General features: G+C 58.3%; 11 protein-coding genes. All 11 read right to left on the reverse strand.

Annotated features, from left to right (window positions below):
• The 11 genes from ACVV26_RS16055 to ACVV26_RS16105 all read right to left on the reverse strand — a co-directional run bounded on the left by ACVV26_RS16055 (position 1) and on the right by ACVV26_RS16105 (position 16,838).
• The gene (locus ACVV26_RS16055; protein WP_474798207.1) at positions 1-216 is read right to left on the reverse strand and encodes a zinc ribbon domain-containing protein; all 216 of its coding nucleotides are present in this window, start codon (positions 214-216) and stop codon (positions 1-3) included.
• Positions 217-260: 44 nt separating this feature from the next.
• Positions 261-1,733, reverse strand: coding sequence for a ribosome biogenesis GTPase Der (gene der / locus ACVV26_RS16060; protein WP_474798208.1), 1,473 nt, complete (start codon positions 1,731-1,733; stop codon positions 261-263).
• A 122-nt stretch (positions 1,734-1,855) separates the two neighbouring features.
• Positions 1,856-3,037, reverse strand: a complete 1,182-nt coding sequence (gene bamB, locus ACVV26_RS16065) for an outer membrane protein assembly factor BamB (RefSeq protein WP_474798210.1) — start codon at positions 3,035-3,037, stop codon at positions 1,856-1,858.
• Positions 3,038-3,047: 10 nt separating this feature from the next.
• Positions 3,048-3,668 carry a YfgM family protein gene (locus ACVV26_RS16070; RefSeq protein ID WP_474798211.1) on the reverse strand — a complete coding sequence of 207 codons (621 nt, stop codon included), beginning with the start codon at positions 3,666-3,668 and terminating at the stop codon, positions 3,048-3,050.
• Positions 3,669-3,703: 35 nt separating this feature from the next.
• Complete coding sequence (gene hisS / locus ACVV26_RS16075) at positions 3,704-4,978, reverse strand: histidine--tRNA ligase (RefSeq protein ID WP_474798212.1); 1,275 nt, start codon at positions 4,976-4,978, stop codon at positions 3,704-3,706.
• 105 nt (positions 4,979-5,083) lie between these two features.
• Positions 5,084-6,199: a flavodoxin-dependent (E)-4-hydroxy-3-methylbut-2-enyl-diphosphate synthase gene (ispG, locus tag ACVV26_RS16080; RefSeq protein ID WP_474798213.1), complete on the reverse strand. Its 1,116-nt coding sequence runs from the start codon at positions 6,197-6,199 to the stop codon at positions 5,084-5,086.
• A gap of 27 nt (positions 6,200-6,226) precedes the next feature.
• Positions 6,227-7,246 carry a cytoskeleton protein RodZ gene (rodZ, locus tag ACVV26_RS16085; RefSeq protein WP_474798214.1) on the reverse strand — a complete coding sequence of 340 codons (1,020 nt, stop codon included), beginning with the start codon at positions 7,244-7,246 and terminating at the stop codon, positions 6,227-6,229.
• A 376-nt stretch (positions 7,247-7,622) separates the two neighbouring features.
• Complete coding sequence (gene rlmN / locus ACVV26_RS16090) at positions 7,623-8,789, reverse strand: dual-specificity RNA methyltransferase RlmN (RefSeq protein WP_474798215.1); 1,167 nt, start codon at positions 8,787-8,789, stop codon at positions 7,623-7,625.
• A 162-nt stretch (positions 8,790-8,951) separates the two neighbouring features.
• Entirely contained in the window at positions 8,952-9,383 is a 432-nt protein-coding gene (ndk, locus tag ACVV26_RS16095; RefSeq protein ID WP_125294119.1) for a nucleoside-diphosphate kinase, read from the reverse strand.
• A gap of 161 nt (positions 9,384-9,544) precedes the next feature.
• Entirely contained in the window at positions 9,545-11,866 is a 2,322-nt protein-coding gene (pbpC, locus tag ACVV26_RS16100; protein ID WP_474798217.1) for a peptidoglycan glycosyltransferase PbpC, read from the reverse strand.
• A gap of 10 nt (positions 11,867-11,876) precedes the next feature.
• Complete coding sequence (locus tag ACVV26_RS16105; RefSeq protein ID WP_474798218.1) at positions 11,877-16,838, reverse strand: alpha-2-macroglobulin family protein; 4,962 nt, start codon at positions 16,836-16,838, stop codon at positions 11,877-11,879.
• Positions 16,839-16,936 lie beyond the last annotated feature (98 nt).

The raw sequence follows: 16,936 nt of genomic DNA on the forward strand, positions 1-16,936 counted from the left end.
TTAAACCGGTACGTATTCGACGCGTTTTTTCGAAATCAGCCCGTGGCCGTTCTGGCAAAAATAATCTACCGCGCCGCAGGCTTTCAGCACCTGTAACGGCTGATGGCAGTCGGGGCAGCGGGCTTCCAGCTTGATATCCTGCTGGCAGTGTTCACAGTGCGCAACGGTTGCCGTGGCCTCAACCGGCTGCTGGCAGTGGGGGCATTGAATTTCCATCATCACTCCTCAATGACAAAACGAGGCCTTTCGGCCCCGCTCGGTTATTTACCTTTCTTGATGTGCTTAATCAGGCGCTTACGCTTACGCATCTGGTTCGGCGTCAGGGTGTTGCGCTTGTTAGCAAACGGGTTATCCCCTTCCTTGAACTGAATACGGATCGGCGTACCCATCACGTCCAGCGATTTACGGAAGTAGTTCATCAGATAGCGTTTGTAGGAATCAGGCAGGTCTTTCACCTGGTTGCCGTGGATCACCACAATCGGCGGGTTATAACCGCCCGCGTGAGCGTATTTCAGCTTCACGCGGCGACCGCGCACTAACGGCGGCTGATGGTCTTCCGCCGCCATATTCATGATGCGGGTCAGCATCGCGGTGCTGACGCGGCGGGTGGAGCTGTCATAGGCTTCACGCACCGATTCAAACAGATTACCGACGCCGCTACCGTGCAGGGCAGAGATAAAGTGCACCCGCGCGAAGTCGATAAAACCCAGACGGAAATCCAGGGTTTCTTTAACCTGGTCTTTCACTTCCTGGCTCAGGCCATCCCACTTGTTGACCACGATAACCAGCGAGCGGCCGCTGTTGAGGATAAAGCCCAGCAGCGACAGGTCCTGATCGGAAATGCCTTCACGCGCGTCGATCACCAGCAGCACCACGTTGGCGTCTTCAATCGCCTGTAGCGTTTTTATCACCGAGAATTTTTCTACCACGTCGGTGATTTTGCCGCGCTTACGCACGCCTGCGGTGTCGATCAGCACATATTCGCGCTCATCGCGTTCCATCGGAATGTAAATACTGTCGCGGGTGGTGCCCGGCATGTCGTACACCACCACGCGCTCTTCGCCGAGGATGCGGTTTGTCAGCGTGGATTTACCCACGTTCGGGCGTCCGACAATCGCCAGCTTAATCGGCAGATCCTGCGGGTTAAAGGCTTCTTCTTCCTCTTCCTCGCCCTCTTCCTGCTCTTCGAACTGCGCCCAGTACTCAGCGTCTTCATCCACCTCTTCCGGCGGATTGATGTCATCCATCCACGGCATCAGCACGTGTTCGAGCAGGCTGGTGACACCGCGACCGTGTGAAGCCGCGATAGGATGAATTTCACCCAGGCCCAGCGAGTAGAAATCGAGCACGGCCTGATCCGGGTCGATACCGTCGGTTTTGTTGGCCACCAGGAAGGTAGGTTTTTCACGGGAGCGCAGGTGTTTGGCGATGGCAGTGTCCGCTGGCATCAGGCCGGCGCGGGCATCCACCATAAACAGCACCACATCCGCTTCTTCAATCGCCAGCAGCGACTGCTCCGCCATACGGGTTTCTACGCCGTCTTCGGTGCCATCGATACCGCCGGTATCGATGCAGATAAATTCGCGGCCTTCCACCTCAGCACGACCATACTTACGATCGCGAGTCAGCCCCGGGAAATCCGCCACCAGCGCATCACGGGTGCGGGTTAACCGATTAAATAAAGTGGATTTTCCGACATTAGGGCGCCCGACAAGCGCGACCACAGGTACCATTGTTAAAGCCTCATTACGATAAATCAGTATAAAAATCCCCTGAAATCTCAGCGGGTTCAGAAAACAGTAAACGGCCCCTGAGGGTTTCAGGAGCCGTTTAAGCGGTAAAACGCAGCGCGCCGTTAACGCGTAATCGCGTACAGGGTGCCGTCTTTCGCCTGGATCAGCAGCTTGCCATTTGCCACTACCGGTTCAGTCTGGAAACCGGAGCCGTCGACTTTTTGCTGCGCAACGAAACGTCCATCGCTGGTATCCATCCAGTGCATGTAGCCTTCGCTATCACCGACCACCAGATTACCATTATACAGGACCGGCGAAGTCAGGTTGCGATACTGCAACGCAGGTTGCGTCCACAGCGTCACGCCGCCTTCGGTGTTCAGCGCCAGGACGCGGTCTGTTTGGTCCACCAAGTAAATACGCCCGTTGTCGATCACAAAATCGTTAACCGTACCCAGTTCACGTTTCCACATGATCTGGCCGGAACGCAGATCCAGCGCGGTCAGGTTGCCGTTGTAGGCCAGCGCGTAAACCACGCCATTCACCACAACCGGGGTGGTATCCACATCGCTCAGACGATCGATTTCCGTCGCGCCGGTGGCCTGGGAGATACGCTGTTGCCAAATCATCTGGCCCTGCTGCATCAGCACTGCGCTCACGCGGCCGTTATCACCACCGACAATCGCCGCACCAAAGGCAACCGCGGGTGCGGACTCCCCGCGCAGCGACAGCGAAGGCATATCAAGGCTTACGGTCCATTTCACCGCGCCGTCGCTTTCGTTAAGCGCCTGCAGCATACCGTTACTGGTGTGAACCAACACTAAACCGTCGCTGACAACCGGACGTGATAGCGCTTCGCCCGCCACGTTGGTTTGCCATACGATGGTGCCGTCGGCGTTATTCAGCGCATAAACCTGCGCTTTTTCGCTGCCGACATAAACGTGGCCACCCGCCGCCGTCAGGCCGCCAGAAAGCAGAGCCGAACGGTTCGCCGACAAGAAGCTGGTTTTTTCCGAAAGGTCGACCGACCATTGTTCTTTGCCATCCGTCAGGCTCACCGCTTTCACAATGCCACGACGATCGGCGGCAAACACGGTGTCATCCTGGAACGCGGGATGCAGATTCGAATAGAAATCGCCAATCCCGTTGCCTACGGAGGTACTCCAGGCCGTTGATGGAGTGAACTGGTTTTCAACCGTCGGCAACGGAGACATTTTCACAACATCTTCTTCACCGCTGAACAGCGAGCAGCCGCTCAGCAGCGTAACGGAAAGCAGCCCTGGCAGAAGTAATTTACGCAATTGCATCGGGTCCCTCTCAGACGGACAAATTATTAATTTTCATCTGCATCATTTCACGCAGCGCCGGAGAGGTATTGCTTTCCACCCCTTTGCTCCACGCATCGCGTGCGCCCTGCTTGTCGCCTTTGCTCAGCAGCGCTTCACCGCGCAGATCGGCAACGACGGCTACCCAGCCTTCGCCTTTGATGGCGTCGAGGGTTTTCAGCGCAGCGTCAGCCTGTTTCTGCTGCACCTGCACCCGTGCCAGACGCAGATTGATCAACGCCTGCAAATTCTCGTCGCGGGTGTTTTTCAGCCCCTGCTGCAGATTCGCTTCCGCTTTTGCCAGATCGTTTTTATCAACAAACTGCTGCGCGAGTTCCAGCGACGCCAGCGCGCCGTAGGTGTTCTGGTTTTCCGCCGCGAATTTTTCTACGGCGGTCAACGTTTCTGGCTTATCCGCACGGATGCCGGAAACCGCTTTCTCATAGGTCAGCGATGAGGCCCGCACCGAGTCATCCTGATGCCCGGTCCAGTAACGCCAGCCCACCAGCGCGCCAATGCCTAACACCACGCCGATAGCCAGCGCTTTGCCGTTTTCAGCAAAGAAACGCTTTACCGCATCGACCTGGTCGTTTTCATTCTCATAAATTTCCACGCAGCCCTTCTCCTTACGATAAATTCCCGGGGAAGTTAACCCAGTAGCGTTTGTAAATGAGCAGCCAGGTCGCTTTGTTCGACCGTTTGCTGTTCACCGGAACGCAAATCCTTCACCACCACCTGACGCGCGGCGACTTCGTTTTCACCCAGAACCAGTGCGATGCGCGCGCCCCACTTATCTGCCCGCGCAAACTGTTTCTTGAAGTTGCCGCCGCCGTAGTTGGTCATTAGCTTACACTCTGGCAGCGCATCGCGTACTTTTTCCGCTAACAGCATGGCTGCCGTTTGGGTATCCGCACCCGAAGCGACCAGGTAAATATCGACAACGCTTTGCGCTTTAAATTCAGGATTAACCGCCTGAACCAGTAAAACAAGTCGTTCAAGGCCCATCGCGAAGCCCACTGCCGGGGTGGCGCGACCGCCTAACTGTTCAACTAAGCCGTCATAGCGGCCGCCTGCGCACACGGTGCCTTGCGAACCGAGGCTGGTGGTGACCCACTCAAATACTGTGCGGTTGTAGTAATCCAGACCGCGCACCAGGCGCTGGTTGACGGTATAGGCGATGCCTGCCGCGTCAAGATACGCGCACAGCCCGGCGAAGTGTTCGCGGGACTCGTCATCCAGATAATCACCCAGCGCAGGGGCGGCGTTGAGCAGCGCCTGTACGTCCGGGTTCTTGGAATCCAGCACGCGCAGCGGGTTGGTGTACATCCGGCGCTGGCAGTCTTCATCCAGTTTGTCTTTATGCTGTTCCAGGAAGGCGGTCAGGGCGTCACGGTAATTTGCGCGCGCTTCCAGCGAACCGATGGAGTTCAGCTCCAGAGAAACATGTTCCGCGATGCCAAGCGCACGCCACCAGCGTGCAGACAGCATAATCAGTTCGGCATCAATATCCGGGCCCTGTAGGCCGAACACTTCCGCGCCCAGCTGATGGAACTGGCGATAACGCCCTTTTTGCGGACGTTCGTGGCGGAACATCGGGCCAACGTACCACAGGCGTTGTTCTTGATTGTACAGCAGACCATGTTCGATGCCGGCGCGCACGCAGCCAGCGGTGCCTTCAGGACGCAGCGTCAGGCTATCGCCGTTGCGGTCTTCGAAGGTGTACATCTCTTTTTCAACCACATCGGTCACTTCACCGATAGCGCGTTTGAATAACGGGGTCTGCTCTACAATCGGCAGGCGGATTTCGCTGTAACCATAGCTGGCAAGCACTTGTTTCAGTGCGCCTTCAATACGCTGCCAAATGGCGGTTTCGCCCGGCAGGTAATCGTTCATGCCACGGATGGCTTGAATGTTCTTTGCCACGTTTATTCTCTTATTAAATACAAAAAATGAACCCGGAATCAGGCCGCACCCGAAAAATCGAGGCGGCGAGCGGGTTCAATCATACACGGGAAAGCCTGGCTTGCCCTATTTTTCCTGATGCACATCAATGCGGCGGCTTTCGTCCAGCATACTGGCTTTGGCGCGGATCTTCGCTTCAAGCTGGGCGATCATATCGTCGTTATCGAGACGATCTTTGCGCGCGCCGTCTTCATAGAAGCCGCTTTTCTTATTGCCGCCGGTGACGCCCAGGGTCGAGACCAGCGCTTCGCCCGGCCCATTGACCACGCAACCGATAATCGACACATCCATCGGCGTCAGAATATCTTCCAGGCGCTGTTCCAGCGCGTTCACCGTGCCGATCACGTCAAATTCCTGACGCGAGCAGGTTGGGCAGGCAATAAAGTTGATCCCGCGTGAACGGATGCGCAGCGATTTTAGAATATCGAAACCGACTTTGATCTCTTCCACCGGATCGGCAGCCAGCGAAATACGCAGCGTATCGCCAATGCCTTCGGACAGCAGCAGTCCCAGGCCAATCGCTGACTTCACCGCACCCGCGCGCGCGCCGCCCGCTTCGGTGATCCCGAGATGCAGCGGCTGTTCGATTTCTTTCGCCAGCAGGCGGTAGGATTCCACCGCCAGGAAGACGTCGGAGGCCTTTACGCTGACTTTGAACTGGTCAAAGTTCAGGCGGTTAAGGTGCTCAACGTGACGCATTGCAGATTCCAGCAAAGCCTGCGGCGTGGGTTCGCCGTATTTTTCCTGGAGATCTTTTTCCAGCGATCCGGCATTAACGCCGATGCGGATAGGGATGTTTTTGTCACGCGCGCAGTCAACTACGCTGCGGATACGCTCTTCGCTGCCAATGTTGCCTGGGTTAATGCGCAGACAATCCACACCGTATTCCGCCACTTTCAGCGCAATACGGTAATCAAAGTGGATATCGGCCACCAGGGGCACGTTGACTTGCTGCTTGATGAATTTAAAGGCTTCAGCGGCGTCCATAGTGGGCACCGACACGCGAACGATATCGGCCCCGACGCGCTCAAGCGCTTTAATTTGATTGACCGTCGCTTCCACATCGGTGGTGCGGGTGTTGGTCATGGACTGAACGGCGATTGGCGCGCCATCGCCTACCGGCACATTACCCACGTAGATCCGTTTGGATTTTCTACGCTTAATGGGCGCTTCATTATGCATGAAAAATCTCCCCCGTTGCCCGTCTGCTTACTGCGCTACTGATTGTTCGGCATTGAGGGTCAAACGCGCAACCTGATTGGTTCTGATAAAACGGCTTAAATCGACCGGTTTGCCCTGGTACTGGATTTGTACGGCGGCAGGCGCGCCGATTTTTAATTTGTACGGCGCCTGGCCCGCTAAGTTCAGGCTGGCGTCTTTACGCTGCAGGCCGCTGAACAGTTTTTTACCGGTCGCGTCGGTGACTTCTAACCAGCAATCGGCGTTGAAGTTCATCACCAGCGCATTCGGGTCGGCCGCCGGAGTCGTCGCTGCCTGGTCAACCGGCAGCGCGCTGGCGCTATCGGCAGTGGTCGGCGGCGTAACCGGCGCGGCGGTCGCGGTATCAACATTCGCCTGGCTCGGCGAAACAACCGCATTCTGCGACGCGTCAGGCGCGGCGGTCGTCGCCACGCCGTTGTCGGTGTTCACTTCAGCAGGCGCGGTCGCCGGTTGGCTGTCGTTATTGGCAAGCGCCGCGGCGGCGTCATCGCCCGCCGTCGGTTCGGTGGACAGCGGCACGGCCTGGCCCGCAGAAGAATTGGCATTCAATTCCGCTGTGGACTGATCGGCCATCGTGGTGATCTCTTCCTGCTGGGCCTTGTGGTTCTGCCACCACCATGCGCCCGTCAGGCCGACGACCACGAACAACACCAACCAGGTGACGCTCATCAGCCAGCCATCGCGTTTTTTACGGCGTTTGCCCAGAGCGTAACCCTGCATCGGCGCCACTTTCGCAGTTTTTACCGGTGCCTGCTGTGCCAGCATCGGCAGCAGTTCCTCTTCGGGAATATGCACCAGGCGGGCATAAGAGCGGATGTAACCACGCAAAAACGTCGCCGCCAGTTCAGCGGGCGCTTTATCTTCTTCGATATCGCGGACAGTCGAGACTTTCAGGCATAAACGTTCTGCCACGACTTGCTGGCTAAGACCGAGTTGTTCACGCGCCGAACGCAGACGTTCGCCGGTGGTTTGTGGTGCATTGTGATCGTGAGTGGCTTCAGTATTCATTCGCTACAACTGCTGGAACTGTTTAAGTAAGGAACCAGGCGCTGGCAGGTCACCCTACCCGCACCGCGAAATCAATCTTTTAAGGCTGCAACGTACAGCATTCGCCCAGTCAGGCCGACATGGTTTCACAATATCAACGCCTGAATGCCGTCTGGTCAGTTAAACATAGACACCTTTTGACCAACTGTCCGTGGCTGGCGACGCAATCCAGAATTCACGCGCGTCTAAACTGTTGTTGAGACGCTACATACTGCCTTAAAGCGAGAAGAAACGCACCGTAATTATTGAGAGAATACGTTTCTTCACGATTGGGTAACGGCGCGCCTTTTGTAGTCTGTGCCCAATTTGCCGATCGCAAACCAGACAACGATGCCACTCAGACTGCTTTCACCTCAATAGGTTCACCCTGCATACGCTTACGCATCGTACGCTTGGTGCGGTCAATCACCTCGCCTGCCAGCTGTCCGCAGGCCGCGTCAATGTCGTCACCGCGGGTTTTACGCACGATAGTGGTAAACCCATATTCCATCAGCACTTTGGAGAAGCGGTCAATACGGCTGTTGGAGCTGCGGCCATACGGCGCGCCCGGGAAGGGGTTCCACGGGATCAGGTTGATCTTACACGGCGTATCTTTCAGGCATTCCGCCAGCTGATGCGCATGTTCCGTGCCGTCATTAATATGATCCAACAAAACGTACTCTACCGTCACGCGTCCCTGGTTGGCGTTGGATTTTTCCAGATAACGACGCACCGCCGCCAGGAAAGTCTCAATGTTATATTTCTTGTTGATCGGCATGATCTGGTCGCGGATTTCATCTGTCGGCGCATGCAGAGAGATGGCCAGCGCTACGTCGATCATATCGCCGAGTTTATCCAGCGCCGGAACCACGCCCGAAGTAGACAGCGTCACGCGGCGCTTCGACAGGCCGAAACCAAAATCATCCAGCATGATTTCCATGGCTGGCACGACATTATTCAGGTTGAGCAGCGGTTCGCCCATGCCCATCATCACCACGTTGGTGATCGGGCGCACGCCGGTTTTCTTCTGCGCACCGATAATTTTCGCCGCACGCCACACCTGGCCGATAATTTCCGACACCCGCAGGTTACGGTTAAAGCCCTGCTGCGCGGTTGAGCAGAATTTACATTCCAGCGCACAGCCAACCTGGGAAGAAACGCACAGCGTGGCGCGGTCTTCTTCCGGGATATACACGGTTTCCACCAGCTGATCGGCAATCTTGATCGCCCATTTGATGGTGCCGTCTGCGGAGCGCTGTTCTTCAGCCACTTCCGGTGCGCGGATCTCAGCGATTTCTTTGAGTTTGTTACGCAAGACCTTGTTGATATCCGTCATCTCATCAAAGTCATCGCAGCAATAGTGATACATCCATTTCATCACCTGATCGGCGCGGAACGGTTTTTCACCCAGCCTGGCAAAAAATTCGCGCAGTTGCTGACGGTTGAGATCTAACAGGTTAATTTTTTCAGATTTAGCGGAAACGACGGTTACCGGCGTTTCGGAAGTGACAATTTGCTCAGACATAGTATTTTCCGGCCTCGTTGTTACACGTTATGGCCCATGGTGGGTTGAAAATAGAAGCGCCCCGGAACGTTAGCTCGTCCCGGGGCGCAGTATTGTACAAACTTCAGCGCCGTGATGCCACGACTGTAAGCGGCATCACAAAAATAAACTTTCGCGGCGTGATTAGCGGGTGCGCGGGCACACTTCGCCTTCACCGAAGAAGTAGGCGATTTCGCGCTCTGCGGATTCCACAGAGTCAGAACCGTGGGTGCCGTTTTCGGTCAGGCTGTCAGCGTAATCCGCGCGCAGGGTGCCGGCCAGCGCATTCGCCGGGTTGGTGGCACCGAGGATTTCACGGTGACGACGCACCGCGTCTTCACCTTCCAGTACAGTCACCACGATCGGGCCGGAGGTCATGAAAGCGACCAGACCGTCAAAGAACGGTTTGCCCTGATGCTCAGCATAGAAGCCGCCCGCTTTTTCAGAAGACAGGTGCAGCATTTTGGTGCCGACGATTTTCAGGCCTGCTGTTTCAAAACGAGCGAAGATGTTGCCAATAACGTTTTTTGCCACCGCGTTAGGCTTGATGATGGAAAAAGTACGTTCAATTGCCATGATAACCTCTGTATGTTGTTCTGTTTGCGCCGGAAACCCGGATTTCGAATTGGCGGCGATTATAATGAGCATCCCAGGTATTGCATATGGGAATAAGTAACATTTTTTTAAAATAGTGCGACAGCTCGCAACACAAAGCCATTCCGGCTTTGGGATGTACACTACTGGACAGTAAAACGGGCCACAGCGGTTTGCCCTGACTCATCCATCACCAGCACTTGATAATCATCGGCTTTTTCAATTTCCAGCATCATTACATCCCCATGCCCCGATTGCACCACGCCGTTTAAGAACCACCAGCGCGGCCCTTCGCCCCCCTGAGTTGTTAAACGCAGCGGTAAACGGCTTTGCCCCGGTACGCGTTTGATGATGCCGCCGTCACGCACGCCGGTGAGCAACAGCGGCGTCGCACCGTCGCTGGATAACGGCGGGCATTCCGGCGACGCAGCGGGCAGCCGCGCGGCGCGACGTTCACCGGCAGGCAGCCAGGGCTCCAGCGGTAAAGGCCACAGAATACGGGTCTCGGCATGGGCATCCGGGCAATCAGCGGCGACGCGTTGCCCCTGCTGGTTCACCCACAGCGGATATTGCGTTCCGGTCATACGCTCCTGCCCTTGCGCCAGCAGCGTGGGAGGCTGGCTGTCGTCTAATAGCCAGGTCGCCAGACGGCGGCGGCAGTTGGCGTCCCCAGCCGGAAGCTGCTGCCCGCCAGGCCAGCAAATGGTTCCTGCGGTGACCGACGCCGGGCGTGGATCTACCGGCAGCCGCGCTTGCTGCAGTGCAGAGCTGGCCTGCACCAGATTATTCACCTGATTAAGCAGCGGCACCGCGCTGGCAAAGCCCGACTGCCCCGGCACCGGGGTGCCGTCCGGGCGGCCAGTCCAGACGCCGATGATATAGCGCGGGCTCATGCCTACCGCCCAGGCATCACGATAGCCGTAGCTGGTGCCGGTTTTCCAGCCAAACGGCACCACCTGTGGCAGCGTGCTGTCGGGCAACGGCTGGGCCTCGCCCGCCAGAATACGGCGGATAATCCACGCCGCGCCTGGCGACATGAGCGGGCGATCTTCCAGCGCATCGTTCGGCGTTAACCGCAGTTGCGCCGCCCTGCCCTGGCGCATAAAGGCGCTGTAGGCGGCGACGATATCGTATAAACGCGCGCCCGCACCGCCGAGGATAATCGACAGGTTCGGCTCCGCGCCGCCGGGCAAGGTTAAGGTCAGCCCCACATTGCGTAACTTAGCCGCAAAACGCTTCGGGCCGTAGGCTTCCAGCACCTGCACCGCCGGAAGATTCAGCGAACGTACCAGGGCATCGCTCATGCTGACCGGGCCGTTAAAGCCGCTGTCGAAGTTGCCGGGACGGTAATCCCCGAAGCGGCGCGGCACATCCTGCAACAGCGAGGCGGGATGGATCAGCGCTTCGTCCAGCGCCAGGCCATAGACAAAGGGTTTGAGCACCGATCCCGGCGAGCGGCTGGCGAGTATCATATCCACATGCCCGAAGCGGTTCACGTCGGCGATATCCGCCGAGCCGACCCAGCCACGCACTTTCATGGTACTGGCCTCCACCACCAGGATTGCCAGCGAGCCGCGCGGCGGAAGGCGCGGTTTCCAGTTCAGCGCCAGTTCTTCAAGCTGACGCTGGAGACCCGCGTCTAACGTGGTGACAATTTTGTTCTCGCGGCTGCGCGCCGCCAGATAGCGTGCCAGTAGCGGCGCAAGCTGCGGCATCTGGCGCGGTGCCAGCCAGACCGGTTCTTCCAGCGCCTCTTTCACCTCGCTCCGGGGCCAGACGTGATACTGCGCCAGGCGGCGCAGTACTTTATCGCGCGCGGCCTGGGCGCGTTCGGGCCAGCGGTCAGGGCGCAGACGGCTCGGCGCCTGAGGAAGTACCGCCAGCAACGCCGCTTCGGCAGGGGTCAGCGAGGCAGGCGATTTGCCAAAGTAAGCCCAGCTTGCCGCGCCAACGCCCTGTAACGTGCCGCCAAACGGCGCGCGGTTGAGATAGAGTGTGAGAATTTCCCGTTTCGACAGGTGCCATTCCAGCTGCATGGCGCGCCACACCTGGCGGGTCTTACCCAGAAAGGTGCGGGGATGCGGCTCGATTAGCCTGGCGACCTGCATGGTCAGCGTACTGCCGCCGGATACTACGCGCCCGGACGTCACGCCCTGCCAGGCGGCGCGGAGTATGGAAAACGGGTTGATGCCAGGATGCTTCCAGAACCAGCGGTCCTCGTAGTGGATTAGCGCATCCAGATAGCGGGGGGAAACCTCTTCAAGGGTGACGGGATAGCGCCAGATTCCTTCGTCATCGGCAAAGCGCCACAGCGGCGTCCCCTCTTCGGTTACCACTACCCTGGCGGGGTTGACCTCTTTAAGCGGTAGCGGCCAAATGCGGTCCGCCGCCCACAGCGCCAGCACGAATAACAGTAATGCGCCTGCAATCACGCAGGCGCATTTTTTCAGTTTTAATCCGATCACAAAAGCCTACTCACGGCGCGATGGTTAACGTCCCTGCGCTGCTGCCCGTGGCGCGCCATGACGGAATATACATAGACTCCACCTGCGGCACCGGCACGGTGTATTTGCCCGGCGTCACCGCCCGTGCCAGATACACCAGCGTGGCGTGTTCGCCCTCATTTACCGGCAGCGCCGCCACAAAGCGATCATCGCGGAATTCCACATGCTGAATATCCTGCTGCTGCATCCGGCTCACCAGGTCGCTGACCGTGCCGCCGGTTTCCCCCAGGCTGGCGCTGGCGTTAGCCAGGTTCTGGTTTTCCAGTTCCAGCCCTGCGGGCAGCAAATCGACTACCAGCGCGTCCGGTACGGTTTTGCTGGCGTACACATCCAGCCACACCAGGACCAGCTCGCCGCTGCGCAGGTTATCGAGCGATTTGGTGGTGCCGTCACTGGCCAGGAAGTGGCGTTCAATTTTCAGCACGTTGCCGGATTGCTGCGGCGCACTCTGTGGGTAGCCCACACTGTCGAGCCGCACCCACACCGGGCTGTCGCTGGTGTTAGTCAGATGCAACGCCGCCAGCTTATCCGCATTCAGATTAAACGCCTGGGCCTTGTCGCCCTGTAACGGTTCGCCGGACAGCGAGCTTTGCACCTGCCAGGCGGCAGGCTGGTTTTGCCAGCCGCGTCCTGCCAGGAACAGCGCGTTGCTCTCCTGAGTCGACAGCCAGCGCTGTCCGTAAGCCTGGTCGGACAGGGTTTGCAGTAATCCCGCCTGCTGCTGCGCCAGGAGTTTATTCTCTTCCAGCAAATTCAGGATCAGCGCACTGTCGCGTAACTCGCTGCCGTAATCGCCAATCCACTGGACGCGATCGTTACGCGGCGTCGCCAGGCCCGCATTAATCGCTTCCTGAGCGCGGTTGGCGTCGCCCATCAGTTTGAGCGCCACGCCGAGCTGCACCAGCGGCAGACCGGAACTGGCGGCGTTATGTTTATTCCACAGTTCACGCAGTGCCCCCAGCGGCGCTTTTTGCTGCCGGGCCAGTACCAGGCCTGCGTAGGCCTGCACCGCGAATTTACTGGCGGCGCTGTTATCGCTGTAGCGCAGCGCCATCAGGCTCGGGTCCTGCAAATACCGCAGCAGGCGGTTGTTGGCGCGCTCCAGCGCGTCAGCCGGAACGCTGTAGCCCTGCTCGGTTGCCCGCACCAGGAAATCGGTGACATAGGCCGTGCCCCAGTACTCTTCCGGGCCGGTTTTATCCCACAGGCTGAATCCGCCGTCCTCGCGCTGCATCTCCAGCAGGCGGGCGATCCCGACATCAATCGCCGTACGGCGCTGTTCGTCACTTTCGCCCTTAATGCCCAGCGCTTTCAACTGCGCCGCGCTGGTATACAGTGACGGGAACAGGCCGCTGGTGGTTTGCTCAAGACAGCCGTACGGATAGGCTTTCAGCTCGCTGATATAGCGCGCCAGGTTCAGCGGTGGACGGCCGCTCAGCAGCAGTCTCCCTTCCAGCGTACCCGGCGAGAAGCCGTCAATGTGAGACGCCGGAACCTGCCAGCTATCGCCCGGGTTAAGCATCACGCCACTGTTGACGGTCTGTGACGGGAACGCCGGACGCACGCCGATTTTCCACTGTTTTTGCGACGGCGCGAAGGTTTCCCCCGGCACGTTCAGGCCCGTAATTTGGGCGTTGATTTCACCATCACCGAAGCCTTCATGGGCGCGCACCGGAATAAACAGCGTTTTACGCGCCCCTGCTTTAAGGCTGACTTTCAGCTCCGGGCTGTCCAGCAGCGAAACCAGCCCGCTGGCGGTCAGGGAAACGGTGAGATTTTGCGGGGTATCGGTCAGGTTGCTGACGTCCAGCGCCAGCCGCGATTCATCGCCGCCCGCCAGGAAGCGCGGCATACTGATGTCGGCAATCAGCGGCGCGGCAACGATAGTTTTGGTATCGCTGCTGCCGAAACTGTCTGCCGTCCAGGCCTGGGCCATCACCCGCAGTTCGCCGTTGAAATCGCCAATCGGCAACTGAACCGTGCCCTCGCCGCTTTCGTTAAGCACTACCGGCTGTGCCTGTTGCGCCACGATGGTAACGTGGTTAACCGGCGGTTTTCCGCCGCGATTCAGTTCATCGCCGTCGCCGCCAAAGCGTAGCGCCGCCAGCCGTCCCTGCCCTTCAATCACCTGGCCATAGATGTCATAGATATCCGCGCCATAGGCTTTTTGGCCAAAAAACGCTTCCCACGGGTCTGGGGTTGCGTAATCAGTAATATTTAGCACTCCGCTGTCCACGGCGGAAACCAGCACATTCACCTGCGCCGGGATGTTGCCCTGCGCGTCAGGTTTGACTTTCAGCTTCACATCCAGATTGCGGTCCGGGCGCATTTTCGCCGGGGCATCCAGCGTCACCGCCAGGCGGCGGTTTTCATCACCCAGCGGCAGATGCAGAATACCGACGGCGCGTTTTGGGGTCGCGGATTTGGATTTATCGCCGGGGCGGATCACCAGGGTGCTGACGTAGAGATCGTGGCGCTGCCATTTGCTGTCCACCGGAATCGACAGATCCATGCCGCCTTCCGGTACGTCAATGGCCTGCCACCACAGCGGACCGTCGCTGGATTCAATCATGGCGTAGCCTTTCCCCGCGGCAGGCGCGGCGATATGCAGTTTGATGGTGTCGCCAGGTTTGTAAGACGGTTTGTCCAGCTTCAGCGTCACGCGATCCGGGCGCGGCGAACCGCTGCCGTCGCTGTTGTCCTGCCAGCTGTAACCTGCCCAGAAGCGGATGCTGCTGACGGTCTCATTCGGTGCTTTGACTTCCAGACGATAAGAACCCCAGTCCACCGGGAAACTCACTTTCCCGGTTTCTCCCGCCGCCAGACTCAGCGACTGTTCACCTTCAACCAGATCCTTTTGGTCGAACTGGGATTGCCAGCCGTCGCCTTCCGACCAGTTCCAGAAGTAGTCGCGGCGCTCGCGAATCAAGCGCACCTGCAAATCGTTTACCGCCAGCTTCTGGCCCTGGGCATCGGTATAAACAATGTCGAAACCGGCCAGGCTGCCTTCATCCACCATCGGCTGATTTACCGTGGTGTCGCTGCGGTAGTCATACACGGCTTTAGAGGCAAACTGCGGACGAATACCCGGCAGACTGGCGGCGGGCCACACGGGTTGCTCGGCGCGACGGGTTATCGGGCGTCCGCCAGATTCCAGCAGGCTGGCCTGCAAAATGACTTTCAACGGGGAGCGCGCATCCTGCCACTGGCTGTCGAGCGTGACGTCGTTACGGCCCTGTTCGTCCAGCGTTAGCTGGACTTCATCCAGGCTGCGGGTGAGGTTTTCCTCGGCGATATCACCGAATTCGAAACCGGGCAGCGCGGCGACCGCCTCACGCAGCGGGCGCAGGAATAACTGGCCCTGTAATGCGTTGCCGGACGCGGGCGCGCCGTAGAGATAATGGCCTTCCACCGGGATATTGAGCGGATCTTTTGGCGAAATCGGCGTTTTCTGCGGCGTCAGCGTTAGCGCCATGCGCTCCGGCATAAAGTCTTCCACCTGGAAGCGCCAGTTACGCGGCTGGTTATCGCCAATATTGGCGCGCACAGACCAGTTGCCCGTGGCGGCAGTCTGGGCCAGCGGCCAGCTAAACTGATACAGCCCGTTGTGGGATTGCACTACCTGAGTGCGCGCCACCTGGCCGTCGGGTTTCACCACTTCCAGCTTAATCGGCTGGTCATCAACCGGTTTGCCGTCGCCGTCGCGCAGCAGACCGTTAAAGATCACCGTTTCGCCCGGACGATACAAATCGCGCGGGCCGAACATAAAGAACTGCCGCGCATATCCCGCTTCACCGACGATATCGAACTCAGAAAGATCCAGCGCCGGAAGCTTGAGATCCAGTAGCGTAGTCTGCTCGCCGTTGCGTGCCAGCACCAGCGCTGCGTCTTTCGGCGTGTCCAGCGTGGCGTGACCGTCGCCATCAGTTTTCGCCTGCGCCAGCGTCTGGCCTTTCTCGCTCAGCAACTGGATGTCAACGCTGCCCTGGGGTGCGCCGTTTTCCAGGCTCTGGGTGAAGATGTCGAGCCGGTTATGGAAGCGATGCAGCGACAGGCCAACATCACTTAAGGTAAACAGCGTGGCGGCATTGCTGTAGTTGTAGCGCCCTGCCTGGTTCATCACGGCGAGATACACGCCAGGCTGCTGGAGCGGTTTAATGTCCCCCAGCGGCAGCAGCAGTTTTTCCCGGGTATTACGCGCCGGGTTTAGATCGAAGCGGCCGGTATACACCAAATCCGCCAGTTGCAACAGTTTGTCCGATTCCCAGTTGGTGAGCGAATTTCGGTACTCCCACTGGCTCACGAACGAAGCCAGGGATTCCGGCTTAATGCGGAAGAAATTCACATCCACATTATCAATATTCAGCGCCATAACCGGCAGGCCCTGCACCACTTTAGTGGGCAGCAGCGAACCCCGGCTGGCAAAGCCGACGCTGGGTTCTATGTCGCGGGTTTCAAGGGTCTTTTCCCAGTTGATGCCGAAGGTGGCTTCATTCAGCGCTTTCAGCTCGCTGTCTACGCTCACCAGTAAGGTACGGCTCGGCTCCAGATGGCGCATCCGCAGTTCTTTAAGATTAGGGGCCAGCTCCCAGGCGCCGTCCACTTTGCCATTCTTTTTATCTACCAGATGAACGGTACGGGAGAAATCCTGATTGGGATCGAGAGGGACAGAGAAGGTTAGCACCAGCGTCGCCGCGCCATCCAACTGGACTTCTGAGGCGTCAATCAGCGTTAACGGTTTACCGGCGCTTTGCCCGGCAAGCTGGGCCAGTTTTGCGCTATCCGGTTTTGCGGCGACGGTCGCGGCCTGCGATTGTTGAGCGGGCGCGGGCTTAGGCTCGCTTGCCGCTTCACTCGGTTTATCATCGCAACCTGCCATTGCCAGAATGGCTAATAAGGCTACCGCAAGCGCGGCGTGGCGTGCTCGTATCATTCTCAAATCCCTGGCCTTTCGGCCTTCCTGTTGTGAGGAAGCAAGTATTATGTGTTCGCTGCGGGAATACAAAGCAAGATTATCACCGGCACAGCAAA

Source organism: Atlantibacter sp. MEI4A-1023, from assembly GCF_056155425.1.